This is a genomic window from Roseateles sp., from assembly GCF_039929605.1.
Lineage (GTDB): Bacteria > Pseudomonadota > Gammaproteobacteria > Burkholderiales > Burkholderiaceae_C > Pelomonas.
In genome coordinates this window covers 1-17,335 of sequence record NZ_JBDSQX010000016.1, presented here as the reverse complement: position 1 = coordinate 17,335, position 17,335 = coordinate 1, and the positions used below count along the sequence as shown (strand labels likewise).

Here is a 17,335-nt window from a genome sequence, read left to right as displayed (position 1 = left end):
CTTAGCCGCTCCTATGGCTTGGGCTTGATCAGCTTGGGATGCCACTCGTTCACTGCCAGCAGCGCCGCCGAGCCGAAGTGCTTGTGCAGCTCGGCCACCATTTCGCCGTTGACGATGACGGGGTCGGTGTCCACAGCCTTACGCGCGGCCTCCAGGTCGGCGGTGGCAAAGATGAACAGCCCGCGCAGGCCGTCCTTGCCGTCCAGCGGGCCCGCATACACGAGCAGGCCTTCCTTGGCCAGGCGCGTCATGTTGGCGAAGTGGCCCTTGAACATCTCGTCGCGCGCCGGGCCTGCGGCCATGGGCGTGGGGCCGGTCTTCAGCAGCACGAGGGTGTAGGCACGCAGGCCCTGGTCGTTGGCGCTCCAGGCTTGGGCCTTGGCGGCGTCGTAGGCTGGCGGTGCCTCTTGGGCATGAGCAGGCAAGAAGCAGAGCAGCGTGAGCAGGCAGGCGGCGAGTTTGGTGAAACCTACGGCTTTGGCGAAATCTACGATTTTCATGGTGTGGTGATAAGGCGGTCTCGGTGGGAGGATTGAACCGCACCCAGGCTCTCGGGAGAACCGCGATGAAACCCACCCCACCCGGCTGGCCGCGCCTGTCGTCGGCCGTGTACTGCGAGGACGCCCGCGAGGCCATCGCCTGGTACCAGCGCGCCTTCAGCTTCACGGTCGAGATCGTCGTCGACGCGCCGGACGGCGGCGTCCTGCACAGCGAGTTGCGCTACGGCGAGGCCATCGTCATGGTGGCCGAAGGCAGCGCCGCGCGCGAGGTGCGCTTCGGCGTACCGGCCCGCGCACCCTCGGCCATCGGCGGCGCCAACACGCAGAGCCTGTTCCTCTACGTGGACGACGTCGATGCCCATTGCACCCAAGCCCGTGCGGCCGGCGCCCGCGTGACCTACGAGCTGGTCGACAACGACTACGGCGCTGACTACTGGTGCGACCGCTCCTACGGCTGCGTCGACCCCGACGGCCACCTGTGGTGGTTCAGCCAGCGCCTGCGCAACCCGCCCGGCAGCGCTTGAAAAGCAGCGCACTCAGCGTCACGTCACGTCACGGCCCTGTCATCGGGCTTGCAAATGCGCTCGACATGATGGCGGCCATGCTCCACCCCGCTCTCGCTCCCGCCCCCGCCAAGACCGACGCCGCCCGCCAACTCCTGGCCGGCCCGCGAGGCGCCCTGCCCGTGCCGCTGCGCATGCTGCTGATCAGCGTAGACGGCCAGCGCGGCGAAGAAGATCTGCTCGCCATCGCGCGCTCGCTGGGCCTGGACGCGCAGGCGCTCGCGACGTTGCGGCGCGAAGGTCTGGTCACGCCAGGTGTTGAGACCATGCGCGCACCGGTGCTGGAACCAGCGCCCGATACCGCCACCGAGTTGCGCCGCTTGATGCGCGCCAAGATGTTCGCGCTGGACCTGGCAGGCCGCATGCTGGCCGGGCGTGACGCCGAGCTGCGCGCCAGCGCCCGCGCGGTGGACAGCGAGGCGCGTTTCCTCGAATGGCTGGGCGATGCCGCAGCGCGCATCGAGGCCGTGGCCAGCGTCGAGCGGGCGCTGCTGTTCCGCGAGCGCGTGGCCGAAGCCGCCGTTTGACGCCCGCCCGATAGACCCCTGCCGAAAGCCACTTGTGCCGCCGGATGCGCGAGCGGCTGGGCGAGTTCGGCATGCACACCCAGCCGAATGGCTTTCATTGCTGGCTGCCGTTGCCGGAGGCTGCGGGGCCGGAGTCTTCTGCGAGCGCGATGGCGAATGCGTTGCGGGAGTTGGGCATTGCTGCGGTGGCGGCCAGCGCTTTCTCGACGGATCGGCAACCGCCCGAGGGACTGCGGCTGTGCCTGGGGGGTGGGCTCAACCGGGATGACTGTGGGCGGGCGTTGCAGGCGGTGGTGGCGGCGTTGGGGGAAAGGCAATCAACGTAGACCCAAGCGTTCGGCGCGCTGTGTAGTCGAGCCTTGAGATGCATCCGAGCTGCGAGGCCGTCAACGCATGATTAGGCGGAGCGGCAGAAGTTGCACCTGGTCCGTGGGATAGCGCTTTCGTCATCGCGCGCGAGGGCATCAACCTGTCGCCTTCTCTGCAGCTTCCAGCATTTCCATCAGCATGGCCTCGGTCTGCGTTTGAGCTGACGCGATCAAGGGAGGCAAAGGCCAATTTTCAGCCTGGCGGCTCAGCATCTGCTCGACAAGCATCACCGACGTCGATGGGTCCGCATTGTCGGCAGCGACCTTTCGCAGGAAGGAAACCAGCTCAATCGCGCCGCATGCCACCCCGGACATCATGGTTTCCCATTCGTCGATGGAGAGGATCACGATGTTGGACAGCGGCAGGTGACTCAGTTGCTCAACCGTCGGGGTCTTCTGACCTTTCGCCGCCAGCCTTTCTGGGTCGAACGCATCCTTGCTAAACATCCGGCTGAAGTGCCCCGCTGTCGCGCAGTACAAGCGTTGGCTTGTGACCACGACCAGAAAATCTTCGACGGCCTTGGTGCACGGCCAGTCCGGCAAACCCTCCGGTGCAGCCGCTCGCTGACTTTCCAAGCTTTGTCCATAGCCTTGTGGACGTTCTTCAGCGCCCGCCACACCACCCCGCCGGCGAGGTGCGTAGTGACCACGTCGGAGTGCAGCGTGAACTTCGCCTCTACCAGTACGTTGGTCGTGCCATCTGTGATGATGGCCTCCATCGCGTTCTTGTCGCCCCCCACCTGCGCCCAGTAGGCCCGCTCACTCAGGTACGTGATCTTGGCGTGCTCGATCTGCTCGACGACGTATTTCTCGAAGACGATGCCGAAGTGCTGGGTATAGGCGCCGCCTTGCTCTGACATCCGACGATGCACACCCTCGTCCATCCCGCGAGTGAAAACGCAGGCGTGCCAATCCTTGAGGGTGTCAGTCGACGTCTGCAGCAGGGGGAAGTTGACGAGCCACGGCACTTCATTGATTTCGTGATGCGGCCGCGTCTTGTCGCCATTGGCCAAGCGCTGAGCCCGCTGGGCGCAAAGTTCCTTCCTCAGGCCCTCCATCGTTCTGGTGAACTCGCCGAGAACACGGTCTACCTGGTCTCCCAGCCCCTTGCGCAGCGGGTCGAAGTCCGGAAGTGAAAAGAACTGCTCCTGATTTAAAACGGGGACATGGGCCGCGTACGTGACCAGCATGAAGGTGCGAGGCTCGACGCCGAAGCGCTCGACGAAATGCCTGCGGCAGGGGTGGTCCCGACCAAGCCGGTCAATAAGCGCCGGCCATCGAAGGAAGGTCGACGTGGGCCCCATCTGGAACATGATCTGCGGCTGAATCATGGACCGCAGCATTCGGAAGACGGCGCCAAAGGACGTGTCCTTGCGTTCGTGCGATCCCTGCGCGTGGTAAAGAACGCCGAGGCAGTAAAGGAAGACCGAGTCGGGGCAGTCGTCCCCGCGATTGATCGGAATCCTCTCGTCTTCCAAGACCAACTTGACGAGCAACAACGTAAGCCAGGGATGCCTTCTCAGTTCCTCATAGCTCGGCGTCAAGCCAATAGCACGCAACTGCTTGAGGCCAAGCCGCACGATGGACACGGCCCTATACCTACGCAGCCGATTGAGCACTTGCTTAGCAGCTTCATTGAACGTCGGTCGGACAGCAGGAATGTGGTCTATCTTTCCCGCCAGACCATGTAGCCAAGGCGCTTTGGATGTCACGGAACTCAGTGTGATGTCTAGATAGGTGGGTTTCGGTGCTGGCCGCCATCGACTCTGACGGTGGGCGGCACGATTCTCGACGGTGCCACTAGGAGCGGGCCGAGTTGCTTTGCCGGGTGACCTCTGGCCCATCACCTGAATAGAGCCGCTTGTTTCACAGAATGATCACTGGGCTCCACCCCCTGCCGAAAGCCACTTGCGCCGCTGCATATCGTTCAACTACATTTGTAGTACGACAACTGTAGAAGATCGCCAAATGGACGAGGACACCAGCAGCGGGGACGTGTCGCTGAGCGAGCTGCAGCTCAGCCTGATGCGCGTGTTGTGGGCGCGCGGCGAGGCCAGCACGGCGGACGTGGCGGAGGCGCTTCGCGGCGAGCGCGACTTGGCGCACACCACCGTGGCGACGCTGCTGACGCGGCTGGAGAAGCGCGGCCTGCTCAGCAGCCGGCGTGAGAGCCGGGCGCTGCTGTACACGCCGCTGGTGAGCGAGGCGGACGTGCAGCGCTCCATGGTGGGCAGCCTTGTCGACAGCCTGTTTGCCGGCCGCGCCAGCGCGCTGGTGAGCCATCTGCTGGACGCGCGCAGCGTCAACGCCGCCGAGTTGGCGGAGCTGCAGGCGCTGCTGAAGCAACGCAAGGGGAACACACGATGACCGCGATGACCGATGCGCTGCTGACCTGGCTGTGCAGCTACCTGCTGCACAGCAGCCTGTTGATCGCCGGCCTGTGGGCGGCCGAACGCGCCGGCTGGCTGGCGCGGCTGGCCACGGGCACGCAGGAGACGCTGTGGCGCCTGGCGCTGCTGGGCGGCCTCATCAGCGCGAGCCTGCCTTTGATGCCGACGTTGCCGACGTTGCCGCAGGCGACACCTACCGAGGTCGCGCACCCCATGGTCGTCGTGCAGGACCCGGCGCCGATGCGAGCGACCGAGGTGCTGCCCGCCGTCGTCGAAGCGACTGAGTCCGCGCGCCCCAGCGCCCAGCTCGGCGCGTTGCCCATCGCCACGCGCCTGGCGCCGCAGACGCACGACCTCGCCATTGGCTTCGTCGCCGTCTGGCTGCTGGGCGCCGCGCTGATGCTGGCCGGCCTGGCCTTGCAGTGGGCCTGGCTGCGCCGCGCCGTGCGCCGCCTGCCCGTGCTGGCCGACCCGCGCTGGCAGGCCCTGGCCGCGCGCCTGGCGGCGGACCTGCGCCTGCCCCTGCCCGCGCTGCGCCACGCCCGCCCCGGCTGGGCCAGCCCGCTGCTGGCGCCGGGCCGTGTGCTCTGCCTGCCGGTTTGGTGCCTGGACCTGCCCGACGACGAAGCCCGCGCCGTGCTCGGCCACGAATTGGCCCACCTGCGCCGGCGCGACCCGGCCTGGCGTTTGCTCGCCGCCGTCGTGCGCGCGCTGCTGTGGCCGCAGGCGTTGAACCGCATCGCCCTGCAGCGGCTGGACCTGCTGGCCGAGCTGGCCTGCGACGCTGCGGCCGCCGCGCCCTCGGGCCAGCGCCTGGCCCTGGCGCAAAGCCTGCTGCGCTGCGCCGAGGCGCTGAAGGCGAGCGGCGCCCGGCACGGCCCGGTCCTGGCCTGTGGTGCCGCCAGTGCCGGCTCGCCGCTGTTCGCCCGCGTGCGCCGCCTGCTCAAGAGCGATGACGACACACCGCGTGAGCGCCGCAGCGTGCGCTGGGGGCTGGCGGCCATAGTGCTGGCGGGTCTGGTCGCGCTGCCTGCGGTCGTCGTCAGCCATACCGATGCCGGGGAACTGCTGGATCGCGTCGGCATTGACGGTTTCAACTTCTCCGGCCCCGGGGGCACGCGCATGCTCAGCCGCTACCCGGGCGGCAGCTTCTCGGTGAAGCTGAGCGGCAAGGTCACGTTCAATGATGCCGAAGACGATGTGCAGACGCTGACCGGCACGCTCACCGTGCGCGAACGCGAAGGCGGGCTGACGCGCGCCATGGTGCTCACCTCGGACGGCCAGCGCGGCATCCAGCGCACCTACCGCGTCGGCAACGAAAGCCGGCCCCTGGACGACGCCGCACGCCAATGGTGGGCCAAGGCCGTGCCGCGCATGGCCGAACACCTGACCGACCCGCTCGTGCGCGCTAAGCGCCTGTTCGAGCGTGGCGGCGTGGACGCCGTGCTGGCCGACATGGAGCGCGCCATTGACGACTTGCCGTGCCGCCGGCGCGTGGAGGCGCTGCTGCGCCTGGGCCAACCGTTGCCCGCCGCAGCGCAGGGTCGTCTCATCGCCGTGGCGGCCCACATCGGCAGCGGCTTCGAGCGGCGCCAGGCGCTGCAGGCGATTGCCGGCCTCACGCTTGCCGAGCCGCAGCAGATCGCCTGGCTGAAGGCGGCCGGCGGCGTCGACAGCGACTTCGAACGCCGCGAGGCACTGGCCACGTTCGCGCCACGCCTGCTGCCCACGCCCGAGGTGCTGGCGGCGTGGAGCGAGGCGATGGGCCAGATCGGCAGTGACTTCGAGCTGCGCTCCACCATCGAGGCGCAGGTGGCTGCCACGCCCCAGCCTGCCGTGCTCGGCGCGGCGCTCCAGGCGGTGAGCCGCATCCAGGGCGACTTTGAAAGGCGCGAGGCGCTGGGCGCCATCGCGCGCCGGCTGCAGGGCGACGAGGCCGCGTTGGTTGAGGCCTATGCCCGCGCGGCGGGCGGCATAGGTGGCAGTTTCGAGCGGCGCGAGGCGCTGGGCCTGCTGCTCGACCGGCCCAAGCTGAACGTGACGGGCCTGGAGCGCGTGCTGACGAGCGCCGAGACCATGGAAGGCGGCTTCGAGCGCGGGCAGGTGCTGTTGCGTGTGGCCGAGCGCCTGGGCCAGGCCAGGCCGGTGGACGCGGCGTTGATCGACCGCCTGCGCCGCGCCGGGCGAGGCCTGGGCGACCATGAGCGCGGCCAGATCGAGAACGCGCTGGACAAACTGGGGTGAACAGCACTTCCGCAGCGCTTCCCTTTGCTGCGATGCGTTCCTCCATTCACCCTCTCCAACGGAGACCAACTTGCAACGACGAATCTTCATCAGCAGTGCCAAGCCCGAGGCGGGCAAGCGCGCCGACGTGAAGATCCTCGACGTCTTCGGCCGCACGGCCAGCGTGCGCGTGGATGCCGAGGCCTGGATCGACTACCTCCGCCTGGCCCAGGTGGAGGGCCGTTGGCGCATTGTCAATGGGCTGTGGGAAATGCGGGGCTGAATGGAGAGCGGTTCGCTGGCGTTTCAGTTGAGCGCCGCTACGATGTTCACTCGCATATAGGAGTCAAGTTCGATGAACTTTGGATACAACGGCCTCTTGGGCTTGCTGATTCTTGCTGGTGATGTCTGGGCAATCATCAATATCTTCCAAAGCTCTGCCAGCAATGAGAAGAAGTTGATTTGGATACTCGCGGTGTTGCTCCTGCCGGTCCTGGGATTGATCCTGTGGTTCTTCCTCGGCCCTCGCGGCGGGAAGGCGTAGAAGCCTGTCGTGCCTGGAGGGCGGGTACGCCTGAATCGTTGTTACATGCGAATACGCGGTTCTTCGGATTCAGTCGGCGGCACGGTTCAGGACGCGTTGTGCTCACTTGGGTTCATCCAGCGTGATGGACCCAGCGACCCAATCCGTTGAAAGCTCCCATGAACAAACTGCTCCTGAGCCTGATCGCTGGCTTCTTTGCGTCCGTGGCCATCGCTCAGCCGGCCGCTCCTGCGGCGGCATCAGCGCCCGCCGTGATCAAGGCCGAAGCCAAGGCCGACAAGAACACAGCAAAGGCGATGGCGTCAGAAGCCAAAGTTGATGCCAAGGCAGACGCTACGGCAACCAAGGCCGACATGAAGGCTGCCGACGTCAAGGCCGATGCCATGGCGGACGCACACAAGACCAAGGCCAAGGCGCATGCCAAGGTGGCCAAGGCCGATGACGCCGACAAGATGAAGGCGCAGGCGAAAGCCGAAAGCGTTGATGCCAAGGCTGACGGCAAGCAAGCTACCCAGGCGATCCGGGCCGATGCCAAGGCAGACAAGGCCAAGGTCGAAGCCCATGCCGACAAGGCCGAAGCCAAGAAGAACACCGAGACCGTGAAGGCCGAGGGCAAGGCCGACGTGAAGGCCGCAGTCGCCAAGTAAGCGGTTTGCAATGCAATGAAAAACAGACAGGTGCGCCTGTCTGTTTTTTCGTCTGCCCTCAACCAGCCCGCTTGGCCAGCACCGCCCGCGCCACGCGCGACACCGGCGGGCGGCCCAGCACGCTGGAGATGAAGGCACCGGCGTCCACGAGCTTGTCCAGGTCGATGCCGGTTTCAATGCCCAGACCGTTGAGCAGGAACACCACGTCCTCGGTCGCCACATTGCCCGTCGCGCCCTTAGCATACGGGCAGCCGCCCAGGCCCGCCACGCTGGCGTGGAAGCTGTGGATGCCGACCTCCATGCTTGCGTAGACATTGCTCAGCGCCTGGCCATAGGTGTCGTGGAAGTGGCCCGATACCTCGGCAACGGGGAAGTGCTTGAGCGCCCGTTCCATCGCCGCCTGCACCTTGCGCGGCGTGCCGACGCCGATGGTGTCGGCAATGTCGATGGCGTCCACGCCCAGCGCGCGCAACGGCTTGACGACGGCCTCGACCTGGTCGGCCGTGATCTCGCCTTCGTACGGGCAGCCGAGTGAGCACGACAGCGCCGCGCGCACCTTCACGCCCGCCGCGTGCGCGCCCGCGATGACCGGCGCGAACCGCTCCAGGCTCTCGGCGATGGAGCAGTTGATGTTCTTCTGCGTGAACGCCTCGCTCGCGGCGGTGAAGACGAGGATCTCGTCGGGCTGGGAGGCCAGCGCCGGCTCCAGCCCCTTGAGGTTGGGCACCAGCACCGAGTACCGCACCCCGACGCGGCGCTCGATGGCGTCCATCACGGCCGAGTTGTCGCCCATCTGCGGCACCCACTTAGGGCTGACGAAGCTGGTGACCTCGATCTCCTTCAGTCCGGCGTCCTGCAGCATCGCAACGAGCCGTGCCTTGTGCTCGGTGGAGACGTCTTCCTTCTCGTTCTGCAGCCCGTCGCGCGGGCCGACGTCGAGGATCTTCACGTGGGTGGGGAGCATGGTCTGAATCCCGTGGGTCAATCGGCAGCGCTGTTGCGCTTGATGACGCGAAAGACTTTCCGCATCGGTTCGTCCAAGGCGCCCGGATCATGAGCCGCGAGCCATTTCAACCGCAGCCGCTCAACCTCCGCAAGGCGCTCCGCCATAGGCCTGGAAAGCCAGTACGCCTTCGTCTTGCCAGCGCTCTCCTCATCGCGACGGTCGTGATCGGTGTTGGACATTAGCAAGCCTTCGGGGAGTCAGCCTTCGAGCTTCAGCAACTCGGCGCCGTCGCCGACCTGGTCTCCCACCGCGAACAGCAGCTCCGCCACCTTGCCGTCGCGCGGCGACGCGATGGTGTGCTCCATCTTCATCGCCTCCATGACGGCCAGCGGCTGGCCCTTGGTGACGGTGTCGCCGGCCTGGGCGAGGACGGCGATCAGCTTGCCGGGCATGGGCGCGGTGAGGCGCCCGCCTTCGCTCGGCGCATCGCCGGCGTGGGCGATGAGGTCGACCTCGGTCAGCACGGCCGAACCCTGGGGCGCGAAGACGGCGACGCGTTCGCCCTGGGCGTAGGTCTTCACGCGCACACGCTCGTTGTCGAAGAAGAGCTCGTGCGTTTCGGCATCTTGCGACTGCACGGCGAAGTCCATCGCCTGGCCTTCCACCGTCAGGCTCATGCCGCCGCGGTGGTGGCGTGAGAGCAGCACCTCGTGATGCGTGCCGCCGGCTTCGAGGTCGAAGCGCCGGGCCGACGCGCCGAACATGCGCCAGCCATCGCGGGCGCTCCAGGGGTCAGTGGTCTGGCGCGTGGCCTCGACGGCCAGCGTGTGCGCGACAACGGCTGCTGCGCTGATCTTGAGCGGCAGGCCGGGCTGGTCGAACAGTACGGCGCGTTCGCGTTCGATGAGGCCGGTGTCGAGATCGGCGTTCGAGAACGACGCCGTGGCCGCGCAGCGGCGCAGGAAGGCGACGTTGGTGTGCAGGCCGACGATGTGGGTGTCGCGCAGAGCAGTGTCAAGCCGGGCCAGCGCCTGGGCCCGGTCTTCACCCCAGACGATGAGCTTGGCGATCATCGAGTCGTAGAACGGGCTGATGGCGTCGCCCTCGCGCACGCCGGCGTCGATACGCGTGGTGCCGCGCTCGAAGGCGACGTGGGCCGGCCAACGCGCCACGTCCAGCCTGCCGGTGGCGGGCAGGAAGCCGCCGTCCGGGTTCTCGGCGCAGATGCGCGCCTCGATGGCATGGCCGTGCCTGCGCAGCTCGTGTTGCTTGAGCGGCAGCGGCTCGCCGGAGGCCACGCGCAACTGCCACTCGACGAGATCCTGCCCCGTGATCGCTTCCGTCACCGGATGCTCGACCTGCAGCCGCGTGTTCATCTCCATGAAATAGAAATTGCCGACCCCCGCGCTCGGCTGCGCCACGCTGCCCCCCGAGGGGGTGCTCGCTTGCTTGGGGCGGCCCGGCGCGCCGCTCGGCCCGTCCTGCTCGACGATGAACTCCACCGTGCCGGCGCCGACATAACCGACCGCCTTGGCGGCAGCTACAGCCGCCTCGCCCATCTGTGCCCGACGTTCCTCCGTCATGCCCGGCGCGGGCGCTTCCTCCAGCACCTTCTGGTGGCGCCGCTGCACGGAGCAGTCGCGCTCGAACAGGTAGACGCAGTCGCCCTGCGAGTCGCTGAACACCTGGATCTCGATGTGGCGCGGCTTCTGCACATAGCGCTCGATCAGCACCGCGTCGTCGCCAAAGCTGTTGATGGCTTCGCGCTTGCAGGAGGCCAGCGCGGCGTCGAACTCGTCGGCCGAATAGACAGCGCGCATGCCTTTGCCGCCACCGCCCGCGCTGGCCTTGATAAGCACCGGGTAGCCGATGCGCGTGGCTTCACGCTTGAGCAGCGCGGGGTCCTGGTCTGCGCCGTGATAGCCCGGCACCAGCGGCACGTTCGCCGCTTCCATCAGCCGCTTGGACTCGGCCTTCAACCCCATCGCGAGGATGGCGGAAGGCGGCGGGCCGATGAAGACGAGGCCGGCGTCGGCACAGGCCTGGGCAAAGGCTTCGTTCTCGCTGAGGAAGCCGTAGCCCGGGTGCACGGCCTGCGCACCCGTCGCCTTTGCGGCGGCCAGGATGCGTTCCCATTGCAAGTAGGAGTCGCGCGGTGCCGAGCCGCCGATGTGGACGGCCTCATCGCAGGCCTTCACATGCTGGGCGTTCGCGTCGGCGTCGGAGTAGACGGCGACGGTCTCGATGCCGAGACGCTTGGCGGTGGCTGCCACCCGGCAGGCGATTTCACCCCGGTTGGCGATCAGGATCTTCTTAAACATGGCGGGTCCCCGGGGTGAACTCGCCTGTGTGCTCGGCTGCGCCGATCACCATGCAATTTGTCGCTTGCGCGACCGCGCCTCCGGCGCGAGCACCGCGATTGGCGAGCAGAATTTTCTTGAGCATCGTGTCTCCTCTACCGTCTTCTTGTGGATTCGGGATCGGGGTGCGCCGTGGACCGGTGGGTCACCGCAGCGCGTGTTCTGCGCGAAGGTGCGGGGCGCTCAGTGCGCCCGGCAGACCTCGACCTTGGTCGCGGCCGATGACCCTGTCGCCAGTTCGGCCTCCGTCGAGCAGCGCATGCCCAGCCGCTCCAGCAGCGCCCGGTCCTTCTCGGCTTGCGGGTTGCTCGTCGTCAGCAGCTTGTCGCCGTAGAACATGGAGTTGGCGCCGGCCAGGAAGCACAGCGCCTGCATGCTCTCGGGCATCTCCTCGCGGCCGGCGGACAGGCGCACCATGGCGCGCGGCATCGTGATGCGGGCGACGGCGATGGTGCGGATGAACTCCAGCGGGTCCAGCGGCGCCACGCCGGCCAGCGGCGTGCCTTCTACCTGCACGAGGTTGTTGATGGGCACGCTCTCAGGGTAGGGGTCGAGGTTGGCGAGCTGGGCGATCAGGCCGGCGCGCTGGCGGCGCGTTTCGCCCATGCCGACGATGCCGCCGCTGCACACCTTGAGGCCCTGCTGGCGCACGCGCTCCAGCGTGTCGAGGCGGTCCTGATACGTGCGCGTCGTGATGATCTGGCCGTAGAACTCGGGCGCGGTGTCGAGGTTGTGGTTGTAGTAGTCCAGCCCGGCGCTTTTCAGCTGCTCGGCCTGGCCGTCTTCCAGCATGCCGGCCGTCAGGCAGGTCTCCAGGCCCAGGGCCTTGACCTCGGCAATCATCTCGCCGATGACTTCCAGGTGGCGGGGCTTGGGCGAGCGCCAGGCGGCGCCCATGCAGAAGCGTGTCGCGCCGTTGAGCTTGGCGGCGCGGGCCGCTTCCATCACCTCCTGCAGCGGGATCAGCTTCTCGGCCTTCAGGCCCGTGTCGAAGTGGGCCGACTGCGGGCAATAGGCGCAGTCCTCCTCGCAGCCGCCGGTCTTGATGGACAGCAGCGTGGACAGCTGCACCGCGTTGGCGTCGAAGTGTTCGCGGTGCACGGTCTGTGCGCGGAACAGCAGGTCGTTGAAGGGCAGCTCGAACAGCGCCGCGATCTCGTTCACGGTCCAGGGCTTGGCCTGGCGGCGGTCGGCGTCGGAGGTGGGCGTGAGGGTCTGGATCTGGTTCATGCGTGTTCGGTCAGCAGGGCTGAGATGTCTAGACAGGCGGGCGCGGCCAGCGGGTCGGAGAGTCGAGGCAGGTGGCCCAGGCAAGGTGCCTGCAGGCCGGCCTGGAGCGAGGTGAGATTGTCGGCGACATGCGCTTGGTGCGGGTCGACGGTGTTCGCGACCCACGCGGCGAGCGCCAGCCCCCGGGCGCGGATGGCCTCGGCCGTCAGCAGCGCGTGGTTGATGCAGCCCAGGCGCAGGCCGACGACGAGGATGACGGGCAGGCCGAGGTCAGCGGCAAGGTCGGCGGTGTCCCACGAATCGTCCAGCGGCACGCAAAAGCCGCCGACGCCCTCGACCAGCGCGATCTCGGCCTTGGCCGCCGTCGCGCGGATGGCGGCCAGCAGAGGCTCGCGCTCGATGCAGCGGCCTTCGAGCCGCGCGGCGATGTGCGGCGCGCAGGGCTCGCGGAACTGCAGCGGGCCGACCTCGGCGTCGGTCAGCCCCAGGTTCTGTGCGGCGAGCAGCGTGGCTACGTCCTCGTTGACCCAGCGGCCGTCGATGAACTCCTGCCCGGCGGCCAGCGACTTGATCGGCGCGACGCGCAGGCCATGGGCAGCCAGGGCTCGGGTCAGGGCGACGGTGACGAAGGTCTTGCCGATCTCCGTGTCGGTGCCGGTGATGAAGAAGCCTCTCACGCCGCGCGCTCCTGCGCTGCCGCGGCACGTTCCAGCGCGGTCAGCAGCGCGTCCACGTTGGCCTCGGTGTGCGTGCCGCAGAGTGTGATGCGCAGCCGCGCCGTGCCGGCGGCGACGGTGGGCGGGCGGATGCCGGGCACGCGCAGGCCGGCGGCCTCCAGAGCGGCGGCGAGGGCCATCACCTCGCCGTTGCCGCCGACGATGAGCGGCTGAATGGGGGTGGCGGAGCCGGTGAGCGCCCAGCCCAGGCGTGGGTGATGGTCGATGAGCGCCGTCAGGCCCTCACGCAGCCGGGCCTGCAGCGCGACAAGGTTGGCACGGCGCGCGGCGCCCACGGGGCCATCGATCAGCGCAAAGCTCGTCAGCAACGCGTGCTCGATGGCCGGCGGCGAGGCGGTGGAGAAGATGAAGTTGCGGGCGGACTGCAGCAGGTAGTCGACGATGGTCGCGTGCGCCGCGACGAAGGCGCCCGACAGGCCGGCGGCCTTGCCCAGCGTGCCGACGAGGATGAGCCGTTCGCTGTTCAAGCCGAAGTGTTCGAGCGAGCCACGGCCCCGCGCGCCGAGCACGCCGAAGCCGTGGGCGTCGTCGACGATGAGCCAAGCGTCGAACTCCTCCGCCAACGCCAGCAGGCCGGGCAGGGGCGCCAGGTCGCCGTCCATGCTGAACACGGCATCGGTGACGATGAGCTTGACCTTGGCCGTGCTGGCCGCCAGCAGTGCGCGCAGGCCGGCCACGTCGGCATGGCCGTAGCGCGTGACCTGCGCCTTGGCCAGCCGCGCCGCGTCGATCAGCGAGGCGTGGTTGAGCTGCTCCGAAAAGATCTCGGTGTGCTCGTCGCCCAGCGCCGTGACGACGGCGAGGTTGGCCATGTAGCCGGTGCAAAAGCCCAGCGCGCGGGCCTGCGGGATGTGCGGCGCGTACCAGCGGGCCAGCGTGTCGGTGACGGCCTCGTGCGCGGCGCTGTGGCCACTGACGAGCGGCGACGCGCCCGAGCCACCGCCCCACAGCCGCGCGCCTTCGGCAATCGCGTCGGCGATGGCCGGCTCCGCAGCGAGGCCGAGGTAGTCGTTGGAGCAGAACATCAGCAGCGGCCGGCCGTTGATGGTCTGGCGCGGCGCGGTGCCGTTGTCAGCGCGGCGCAGGCTGCGGGTCAGGCTCTCCGCGGCGAGGGCGTTGAGCTTGGCGCTCAGGTGATCAAGCAAGGACATGGTTCAGCGTCGCTGTCACGGCCTCGGCCAGGAAGGCCGCAGTCGCGTCGTCGATCAGGTAAGGGGGCATCAGGTAGACGGTCGATCCGATCGGGCGGATCAGCAGTTCGTGTTCGCGCGCGGCGAGGTGGAAGCGTTCGGCAAAGCGCGGTGGCGCGTCGGGCACATCGAAGGCCAGGATCATGCCGCGTTGGCGCAGGTGGGTCACACGCGAGGCCAGCGGCGCGAAGGCGCGGGTCAGGCGTTCGGCCTGCGAGCGGTTCTCGGCGAGCTGGCCGGCATCGAAGCGGTCCAGCACGGCGTTGGCCGCCGCGCAGGCCAGCGGGTTGCCGGTGTACGAGTGCGAGTGCAGAAAGCCGCGCGTGACGTCCTCGCTCCAGAAGGCAGCAAAGACGTCGTCGGTCGTCAGCACCAGCGACAGCGCCATGGTGCCGCCGGTGATGCCTTTGCTGAGCAGGATGAAGTCGGGCCACTCGGCTTGCGTCTGCTCCCACGCGAAGAAGGTGCCGGTACGGCCGCAGCCGACGGCGATCTCGTCGGCGATCAGGTGCACGCCGAACTCCCGCGTCAGTTCGCGCAGGCCCTTCAGGTAGGCCGGCGAGTACATGACCATGCCGGCCGCGCCTTGAATCAGCGGTTCGACGATGACAGCGGCGATGTGCTCAGCCCGTTCGGCCAGCAGCGTGCGCATCGCCGCCAGCGCCTCGGCCTCGTTGCCTAGCCGCGCGTCCGGCGACGCGACGATGTGGGCGCGCATCAGCAGCGGGTCGTAGGCATCGCGGAAGACCTGCACGTCGGTCACGCTCAACGCGCCCAGCGTCTCGCCGTGATAGCTGTTCTTCAAGCAGACGAACTCGCGCTTCTCGGCGCGGCCACGGTTCTTCCACGAGTGGAAGCTCTGCTTCAGCGCGATCTCGACGGCACTGGCGCCGTCGCTGCCGAAGAAGGCGTGGCCGAGTGCGCCGCCGGTGCGGGCGGACAGCCGCTCGGCCAGCCGCACGGCGGGCTCATGCGTGCAGCCGGCCAGCATCACATGGGGCAGCGTGTCGAGCTGCTGCTTGATCGCGTCGTGCAGCGGCTTGTCGCTGTGGCCGAACAGGTTGACCCACCAGGACGAGTTGGCGTCGAAGTAGCGGCGGCCGTCGGTGTCGAACAGCCAGGGGCCGTCGCCGCGGGCGATGGGCAGCGGCGGCACGTCGGCCAGGCGGGCCATCTGCGTGCAGGGGTGCCAGACGGCGGCGCGGCTGCGGTCTTGAAGAGAAGTCATGCGGAAGCGGGGCGGCGCACGCGCTTGAGCAGCGCGCGCAGGAATTTGAAGCAGAACCAGATCAGCGCGGCCATGACGGCCAGCGAAACGACCAGCAGCGGGAAGAAGATGAAGGGATGCGCCCAGGCCAGCCACAGCATGGTCGGCACGGCCACGTCGCCGGCCAGCGACAGGCCGATGTTGGAGAAGGGCTCGGGCGAGGTGTTGGCCATCGCGCGCGTGCTGGCCTTGGCGGTGTGCGCGGCCGCCGCCAAGCCGCCGCCGGCCAGCGCGGCCACGACCGTCCACGCCTGGCCTGCGTCGCCCGCCCAACCGCTGAACAGCCCGGCCACCAGCGCCGCGCCGGCGGGGATGCGGATGAGGGTGTGCAGCGCGTCCCAGGCGCTGTCGACGAACGGGATCTTGTCGGCGAGGAATTCGACCAGCGCGAGCACGGCCGCGCAGCCCATCACCAGCGGTGAGCCCAGCACGGCCAGGCCGGGCGGCAGCGTGACCCAGCCCCAGTGCCCGGCGATTCCGACGAGCAGCACGGTCAGGTACAGGCGCAGGCCGCTGGCCCAGCCGACGGCGGCGGCGAGCGCGAGCAGGTGGGTGAGGTCCAAGTTCACTTCAGGCAGACGCGGGCGGAAGTGCGGCACGGCCGCGTTGAACAGCGCCACCGCTTCGTGCTTGCCGGGCTGGCAGGTCATCGAGAAGCTCAGGATCTTGCGCGAGGTCACGTAGCCGAGGAAGAGGTGGGCCTGCTCACCCTCGACTTCGGCGGCGTACGACATCTCGAAACCTGCGCCACTGGTGTGCGGCTTGATGGCGCGCTGGATGACGGTCACCCGCCCCGGGCTGGCCGCTTCGAGCGCGGCTATGCGGTCGCCGATGCATTGCTCGGCGAGCCCTTGGGCCTTGTCGGCCGGGATGTCGTGCAGATCGGCGGAGACGGTGATGGCGGCGCGGTCGGCGTCCGATTGAAAGTTCAACGGGTTGTCTTCCTGGGTCGGCACCTGGCGCCAGTTGCCGGGCAGGTCGAGATGGAACTCGGCGTAGGCGTAGGCGCGCCTGACTTGCAGCGGCGGCAGCGTCGGCGCCGACTGCGTCGCCAGCGGGAAGGAGTAGCTGAGCTTCAAGAGGGCTCCTTGAACGTCAGCTCGCCAGCCACGACGGCTTGGACTTGCTCAGGAAGCTCTGCACGCCTTCACGGCCCTCGTCGCTGGCGCGGATGTCGGCGATGCGGCGGGCGGTGTCGTCGCGCAGGTCGTTGGTGACCTCGCGGCCGGCCACGTCCTTGACGAGCTGCTTGCAGGCGCGCACGGCGGCAGGGCCGTTGATGCAGACAGCGGCGACGAGCTCGTCCACCTTGACGTCCAGCGCGTCGGCCGCGACGACTTCATGCGCGAGGCCCAAGGCTTTCGCCTCAGCCGCGGAGAAGCGCTCCGCCGTCACGAAATAGCGCCGCGACGCCTGCTCGCCCAATGCCTTGACGACGTAAGGCCCTATGGTGGCCGGCAGCAGGCCGAGCTTGGCTTCGCTAAGGCAAAAGCCCGCCGTGTCCACCGCCACGACGATGTCCGCGCAGGCCACCAGGCCCACGCCACCGGCATACACGTCGCCCTGCACGCGCGCGATGACCGGTACCGGGCACGCGTAGATGGCCCACAGCATGTCGGCAAGCCTGGTGGCGTCGGCGTGGTTCTCTTCCCACGAGTAGCTGGCCATGGCCTTCATCCAGTTGAGGTCGGCGCCGCCGCAGAAGGCCTTGCCTTCTGCGGCGAGGACGATGGCGCGCAGGTCGCTGCGGGCGCCGAACGTGGTGAAGGCGTCTGTGAGTTCCGCGATCAGCTCGGCGTTGAAGGCGTTGCGAACGTCGGGGCGGTTCAGCGTGATGCGGGCC

General features: G+C 68.2%; 20 protein-coding genes. 7 read left to right on the top strand and 13 right to left on the bottom strand.

The annotated features are described in order from the left end of the window. Nucleotides 1-11 precede the first annotated feature (11 nt). Nucleotides 12-500 carry a YciI family protein gene (locus tag ABIS05_RS02165; protein WP_348012840.1) on the bottom strand — a complete coding sequence of 163 codons (489 nt, stop codon included), beginning with the start codon at nucleotides 498-500 and terminating at the stop codon, nucleotides 12-14. A 65-nt stretch (nucleotides 501-565) separates the two neighbouring features. Here ABIS05_RS02165 and ABIS05_RS02160 point away from each other — a divergent pair, with 65 nt between their 5' ends. Together ABIS05_RS02160 and ABIS05_RS02155 are read left to right on the top strand one after the other, a co-directional pair. Beyond that, nucleotides 566-1,024, top strand: coding sequence for a VOC family protein (locus tag ABIS05_RS02160; RefSeq protein ID WP_348012839.1), 459 nt, complete (start codon nucleotides 566-568; stop codon nucleotides 1,022-1,024). Between the two features lie 77 nt (nucleotides 1,025-1,101). After that, nucleotides 1,102-1,590, top strand: coding sequence for a hypothetical protein (locus ABIS05_RS02155; protein ID WP_348012838.1), 489 nt, complete (start codon nucleotides 1,102-1,104; stop codon nucleotides 1,588-1,590). Nucleotides 1,591-2,054: 464 nt separating this feature from the next. Here the strand turns inward: ABIS05_RS02155 and ABIS05_RS02150 are convergent, their stop codons facing one another. Next, a complete protein-coding gene (locus ABIS05_RS02150; RefSeq protein ID WP_348012837.1) occupies nucleotides 2,055-2,306 on the bottom strand; it encodes a hypothetical protein in 252 nt (83 codons plus the stop codon). A 23-nt stretch (nucleotides 2,307-2,329) separates the two neighbouring features. Next, entirely contained in the window at nucleotides 2,330-3,547 is a 1,218-nt protein-coding gene (locus ABIS05_RS02145) for a hypothetical protein (protein WP_348012836.1), read from the bottom strand. A 379-nt stretch (nucleotides 3,548-3,926) separates the two neighbouring features. Here ABIS05_RS02145 and ABIS05_RS02140 point away from each other — a divergent pair, with 379 nt between their 5' ends. The 5 genes from ABIS05_RS02140 to ABIS05_RS02120 all read left to right on the top strand — a co-directional run bounded on the left by ABIS05_RS02140 (nucleotide 3,927) and on the right by ABIS05_RS02120 (nucleotide 7,762). Further along, nucleotides 3,927-4,325, top strand: coding sequence for a BlaI/MecI/CopY family transcriptional regulator (locus tag ABIS05_RS02140; protein ID WP_348012835.1), 399 nt, complete (start codon nucleotides 3,927-3,929; stop codon nucleotides 4,323-4,325). Next, nucleotides 4,322-6,592, top strand: coding sequence for a M56 family metallopeptidase (locus ABIS05_RS02135; protein WP_348012834.1), 2,271 nt, complete (start codon nucleotides 4,322-4,324; stop codon nucleotides 6,590-6,592). The genes ABIS05_RS02140 and ABIS05_RS02135 overlap by 4 nt, the downstream gene beginning before the upstream one ends. A gap of 70 nt (nucleotides 6,593-6,662) precedes the next feature. Next, nucleotides 6,663-6,854, top strand: coding sequence for a nuclear transport factor 2 family protein (locus ABIS05_RS02130; RefSeq protein WP_348012833.1), 192 nt, complete (start codon nucleotides 6,663-6,665; stop codon nucleotides 6,852-6,854). A 72-nt stretch (nucleotides 6,855-6,926) separates the two neighbouring features. After that, on the top strand, nucleotides 6,927-7,115 hold the full coding sequence (locus tag ABIS05_RS02125) for a PLDc N-terminal domain-containing protein (RefSeq protein WP_348012832.1): 189 nt from the start codon (nucleotides 6,927-6,929) through the stop codon (nucleotides 7,113-7,115). Nucleotides 7,116-7,273: 158 nt separating this feature from the next. Then, nucleotides 7,274-7,762: a hypothetical protein gene (locus ABIS05_RS02120; protein ID WP_348012831.1), complete on the top strand. Its 489-nt coding sequence runs from the start codon at nucleotides 7,274-7,276 to the stop codon at nucleotides 7,760-7,762. A gap of 58 nt (nucleotides 7,763-7,820) precedes the next feature. Here the strand turns inward: ABIS05_RS02120 and ABIS05_RS02115 are convergent, their stop codons facing one another. The 10 genes from ABIS05_RS02115 to ABIS05_RS02070 form a co-directional block, all read right to left on the bottom strand. Beyond that, entirely contained in the window at nucleotides 7,821-8,726 is a 906-nt protein-coding gene (locus ABIS05_RS02115) for a hydroxymethylglutaryl-CoA lyase (protein ID WP_348012830.1), read from the bottom strand. A 17-nt stretch (nucleotides 8,727-8,743) separates the two neighbouring features. After that, a complete protein-coding gene (locus ABIS05_RS02110; protein ID WP_348012829.1) occupies nucleotides 8,744-8,947 on the bottom strand; it encodes a hypothetical protein in 204 nt (67 codons plus the stop codon). Between the two features lie 18 nt (nucleotides 8,948-8,965). Next, the gene (locus ABIS05_RS02105; protein ID WP_348012828.1) at nucleotides 8,966-11,029 is read right to left on the bottom strand and encodes an acetyl/propionyl/methylcrotonyl-CoA carboxylase subunit alpha; all 2,064 of its coding nucleotides are present in this window, start codon (nucleotides 11,027-11,029) and stop codon (nucleotides 8,966-8,968) included. Then, nucleotides 11,022-11,153, bottom strand: a complete 132-nt coding sequence (locus ABIS05_RS02100) for a hypothetical protein (protein WP_348012827.1) — start codon at nucleotides 11,151-11,153, stop codon at nucleotides 11,022-11,024. The genes ABIS05_RS02105 and ABIS05_RS02100 overlap by 8 nt, the downstream gene beginning before the upstream one ends. 98 nt (nucleotides 11,154-11,251) lie before the next feature. Beyond that, entirely contained in the window at nucleotides 11,252-12,298 is a 1,047-nt protein-coding gene (bioB, locus tag ABIS05_RS02095; protein WP_348012826.1) for a biotin synthase BioB, read from the bottom strand. Then, the gene (gene bioD / locus ABIS05_RS02090) at nucleotides 12,295-12,975 is read right to left on the bottom strand and encodes a dethiobiotin synthase (RefSeq protein WP_348012825.1); all 681 of its coding nucleotides are present in this window, start codon (nucleotides 12,973-12,975) and stop codon (nucleotides 12,295-12,297) included. Before bioD ends, bioB begins: the two co-directional genes overlap by 4 nt. Then, nucleotides 12,972-14,186: an 8-amino-7-oxononanoate synthase gene (locus ABIS05_RS02085; protein WP_348012824.1), complete on the bottom strand. Its 1,215-nt coding sequence runs from the start codon at nucleotides 14,184-14,186 to the stop codon at nucleotides 12,972-12,974. Before ABIS05_RS02085 ends, bioD begins: the two co-directional genes overlap by 4 nt. Further along, entirely contained in the window at nucleotides 14,173-15,453 is a 1,281-nt protein-coding gene (gene bioA / locus ABIS05_RS02080; protein WP_348012823.1) for an adenosylmethionine--8-amino-7-oxononanoate transaminase, read from the bottom strand. Before bioA ends, ABIS05_RS02085 begins: the two co-directional genes overlap by 14 nt. Next, nucleotides 15,450-16,571, bottom strand: coding sequence for a DUF4126 domain-containing protein (locus ABIS05_RS02075; RefSeq protein ID WP_348012822.1), 1,122 nt, complete (start codon nucleotides 16,569-16,571; stop codon nucleotides 15,450-15,452). The genes bioA and ABIS05_RS02075 overlap by 4 nt, the downstream gene beginning before the upstream one ends. 16 nt (nucleotides 16,572-16,587) lie before the next feature. Next, nucleotides 16,588-17,335, bottom strand: a 748-nt coding sequence (locus tag ABIS05_RS02070; protein ID WP_348012821.1) for an enoyl-CoA hydratase/isomerase family protein, incomplete at its 5' end; no start/stop codon positions are given.

What these genes read in the sequence shown, in the direction of transcription:
- ABIS05_RS02120 (WP_348012831.1), top strand. Translation starts at nt 7,274, where the DNA reads ATGAACAAACTGCTCCTGAGCCTGATCGCTGGCTTCTTTGCGTCCGTG.
- ABIS05_RS02105 (WP_348012828.1), bottom strand. Translation starts at nt 11,029, where the DNA reads ATGTTTAAGAAGATCCTGATCGCCAACCGGGGTGAAATCGCCTGCCGG.
- ABIS05_RS02165 (WP_348012840.1), bottom strand. Translation starts at nt 500, where the DNA reads ATGAAAATCGTAGATTTCGCCAAAGCCGTAGGTTTCACCAAACTCGCC.
- ABIS05_RS02110 (WP_348012829.1), bottom strand. Translation starts at nt 8,947, where the DNA reads ATGTCCAACACCGATCACGACCGTCGCGATGAGGAGAGCGCTGGCAAG.
- ABIS05_RS02160 (WP_348012839.1), top strand. Translation starts at nt 566, where the DNA reads ATGAAACCCACCCCACCCGGCTGGCCGCGCCTGTCGTCGGCCGTGTAC.
- bioB (WP_348012826.1), bottom strand. Translation starts at nt 12,298, where the DNA reads ATGAACCAGATCCAGACCCTCACGCCCACCTCCGACGCCGACCGCCGC.
- ABIS05_RS02135 (WP_348012834.1), top strand. Translation starts at nt 4,322, where the DNA reads ATGACCGCGATGACCGATGCGCTGCTGACCTGGCTGTGCAGCTACCTG.
- ABIS05_RS02100 (WP_348012827.1), bottom strand. Translation starts at nt 11,153, where the DNA reads ATGCTCAAGAAAATTCTGCTCGCCAATCGCGGTGCTCGCGCCGGAGGC.
- ABIS05_RS02115 (WP_348012830.1), bottom strand. Translation starts at nt 8,726, where the DNA reads ATGCTCCCCACCCACGTGAAGATCCTCGACGTCGGCCCGCGCGACGGG.
- ABIS05_RS02155 (WP_348012838.1), top strand. Translation starts at nt 1,102, where the DNA reads ATGCTCCACCCCGCTCTCGCTCCCGCCCCCGCCAAGACCGACGCCGCC.
- ABIS05_RS02125 (WP_348012832.1), top strand. Translation starts at nt 6,927, where the DNA reads ATGAACTTTGGATACAACGGCCTCTTGGGCTTGCTGATTCTTGCTGGT.
- ABIS05_RS02140 (WP_348012835.1), top strand. Translation starts at nt 3,927, where the DNA reads ATGGACGAGGACACCAGCAGCGGGGACGTGTCGCTGAGCGAGCTGCAG.
- ABIS05_RS02085 (WP_348012824.1), bottom strand. Translation starts at nt 14,186, where the DNA reads ATGTCCTTGCTTGATCACCTGAGCGCCAAGCTCAACGCCCTCGCCGCG.
- bioA (WP_348012823.1), bottom strand. Translation starts at nt 15,453, where the DNA reads ATGACTTCTCTTCAAGACCGCAGCCGCGCCGCCGTCTGGCACCCCTGC.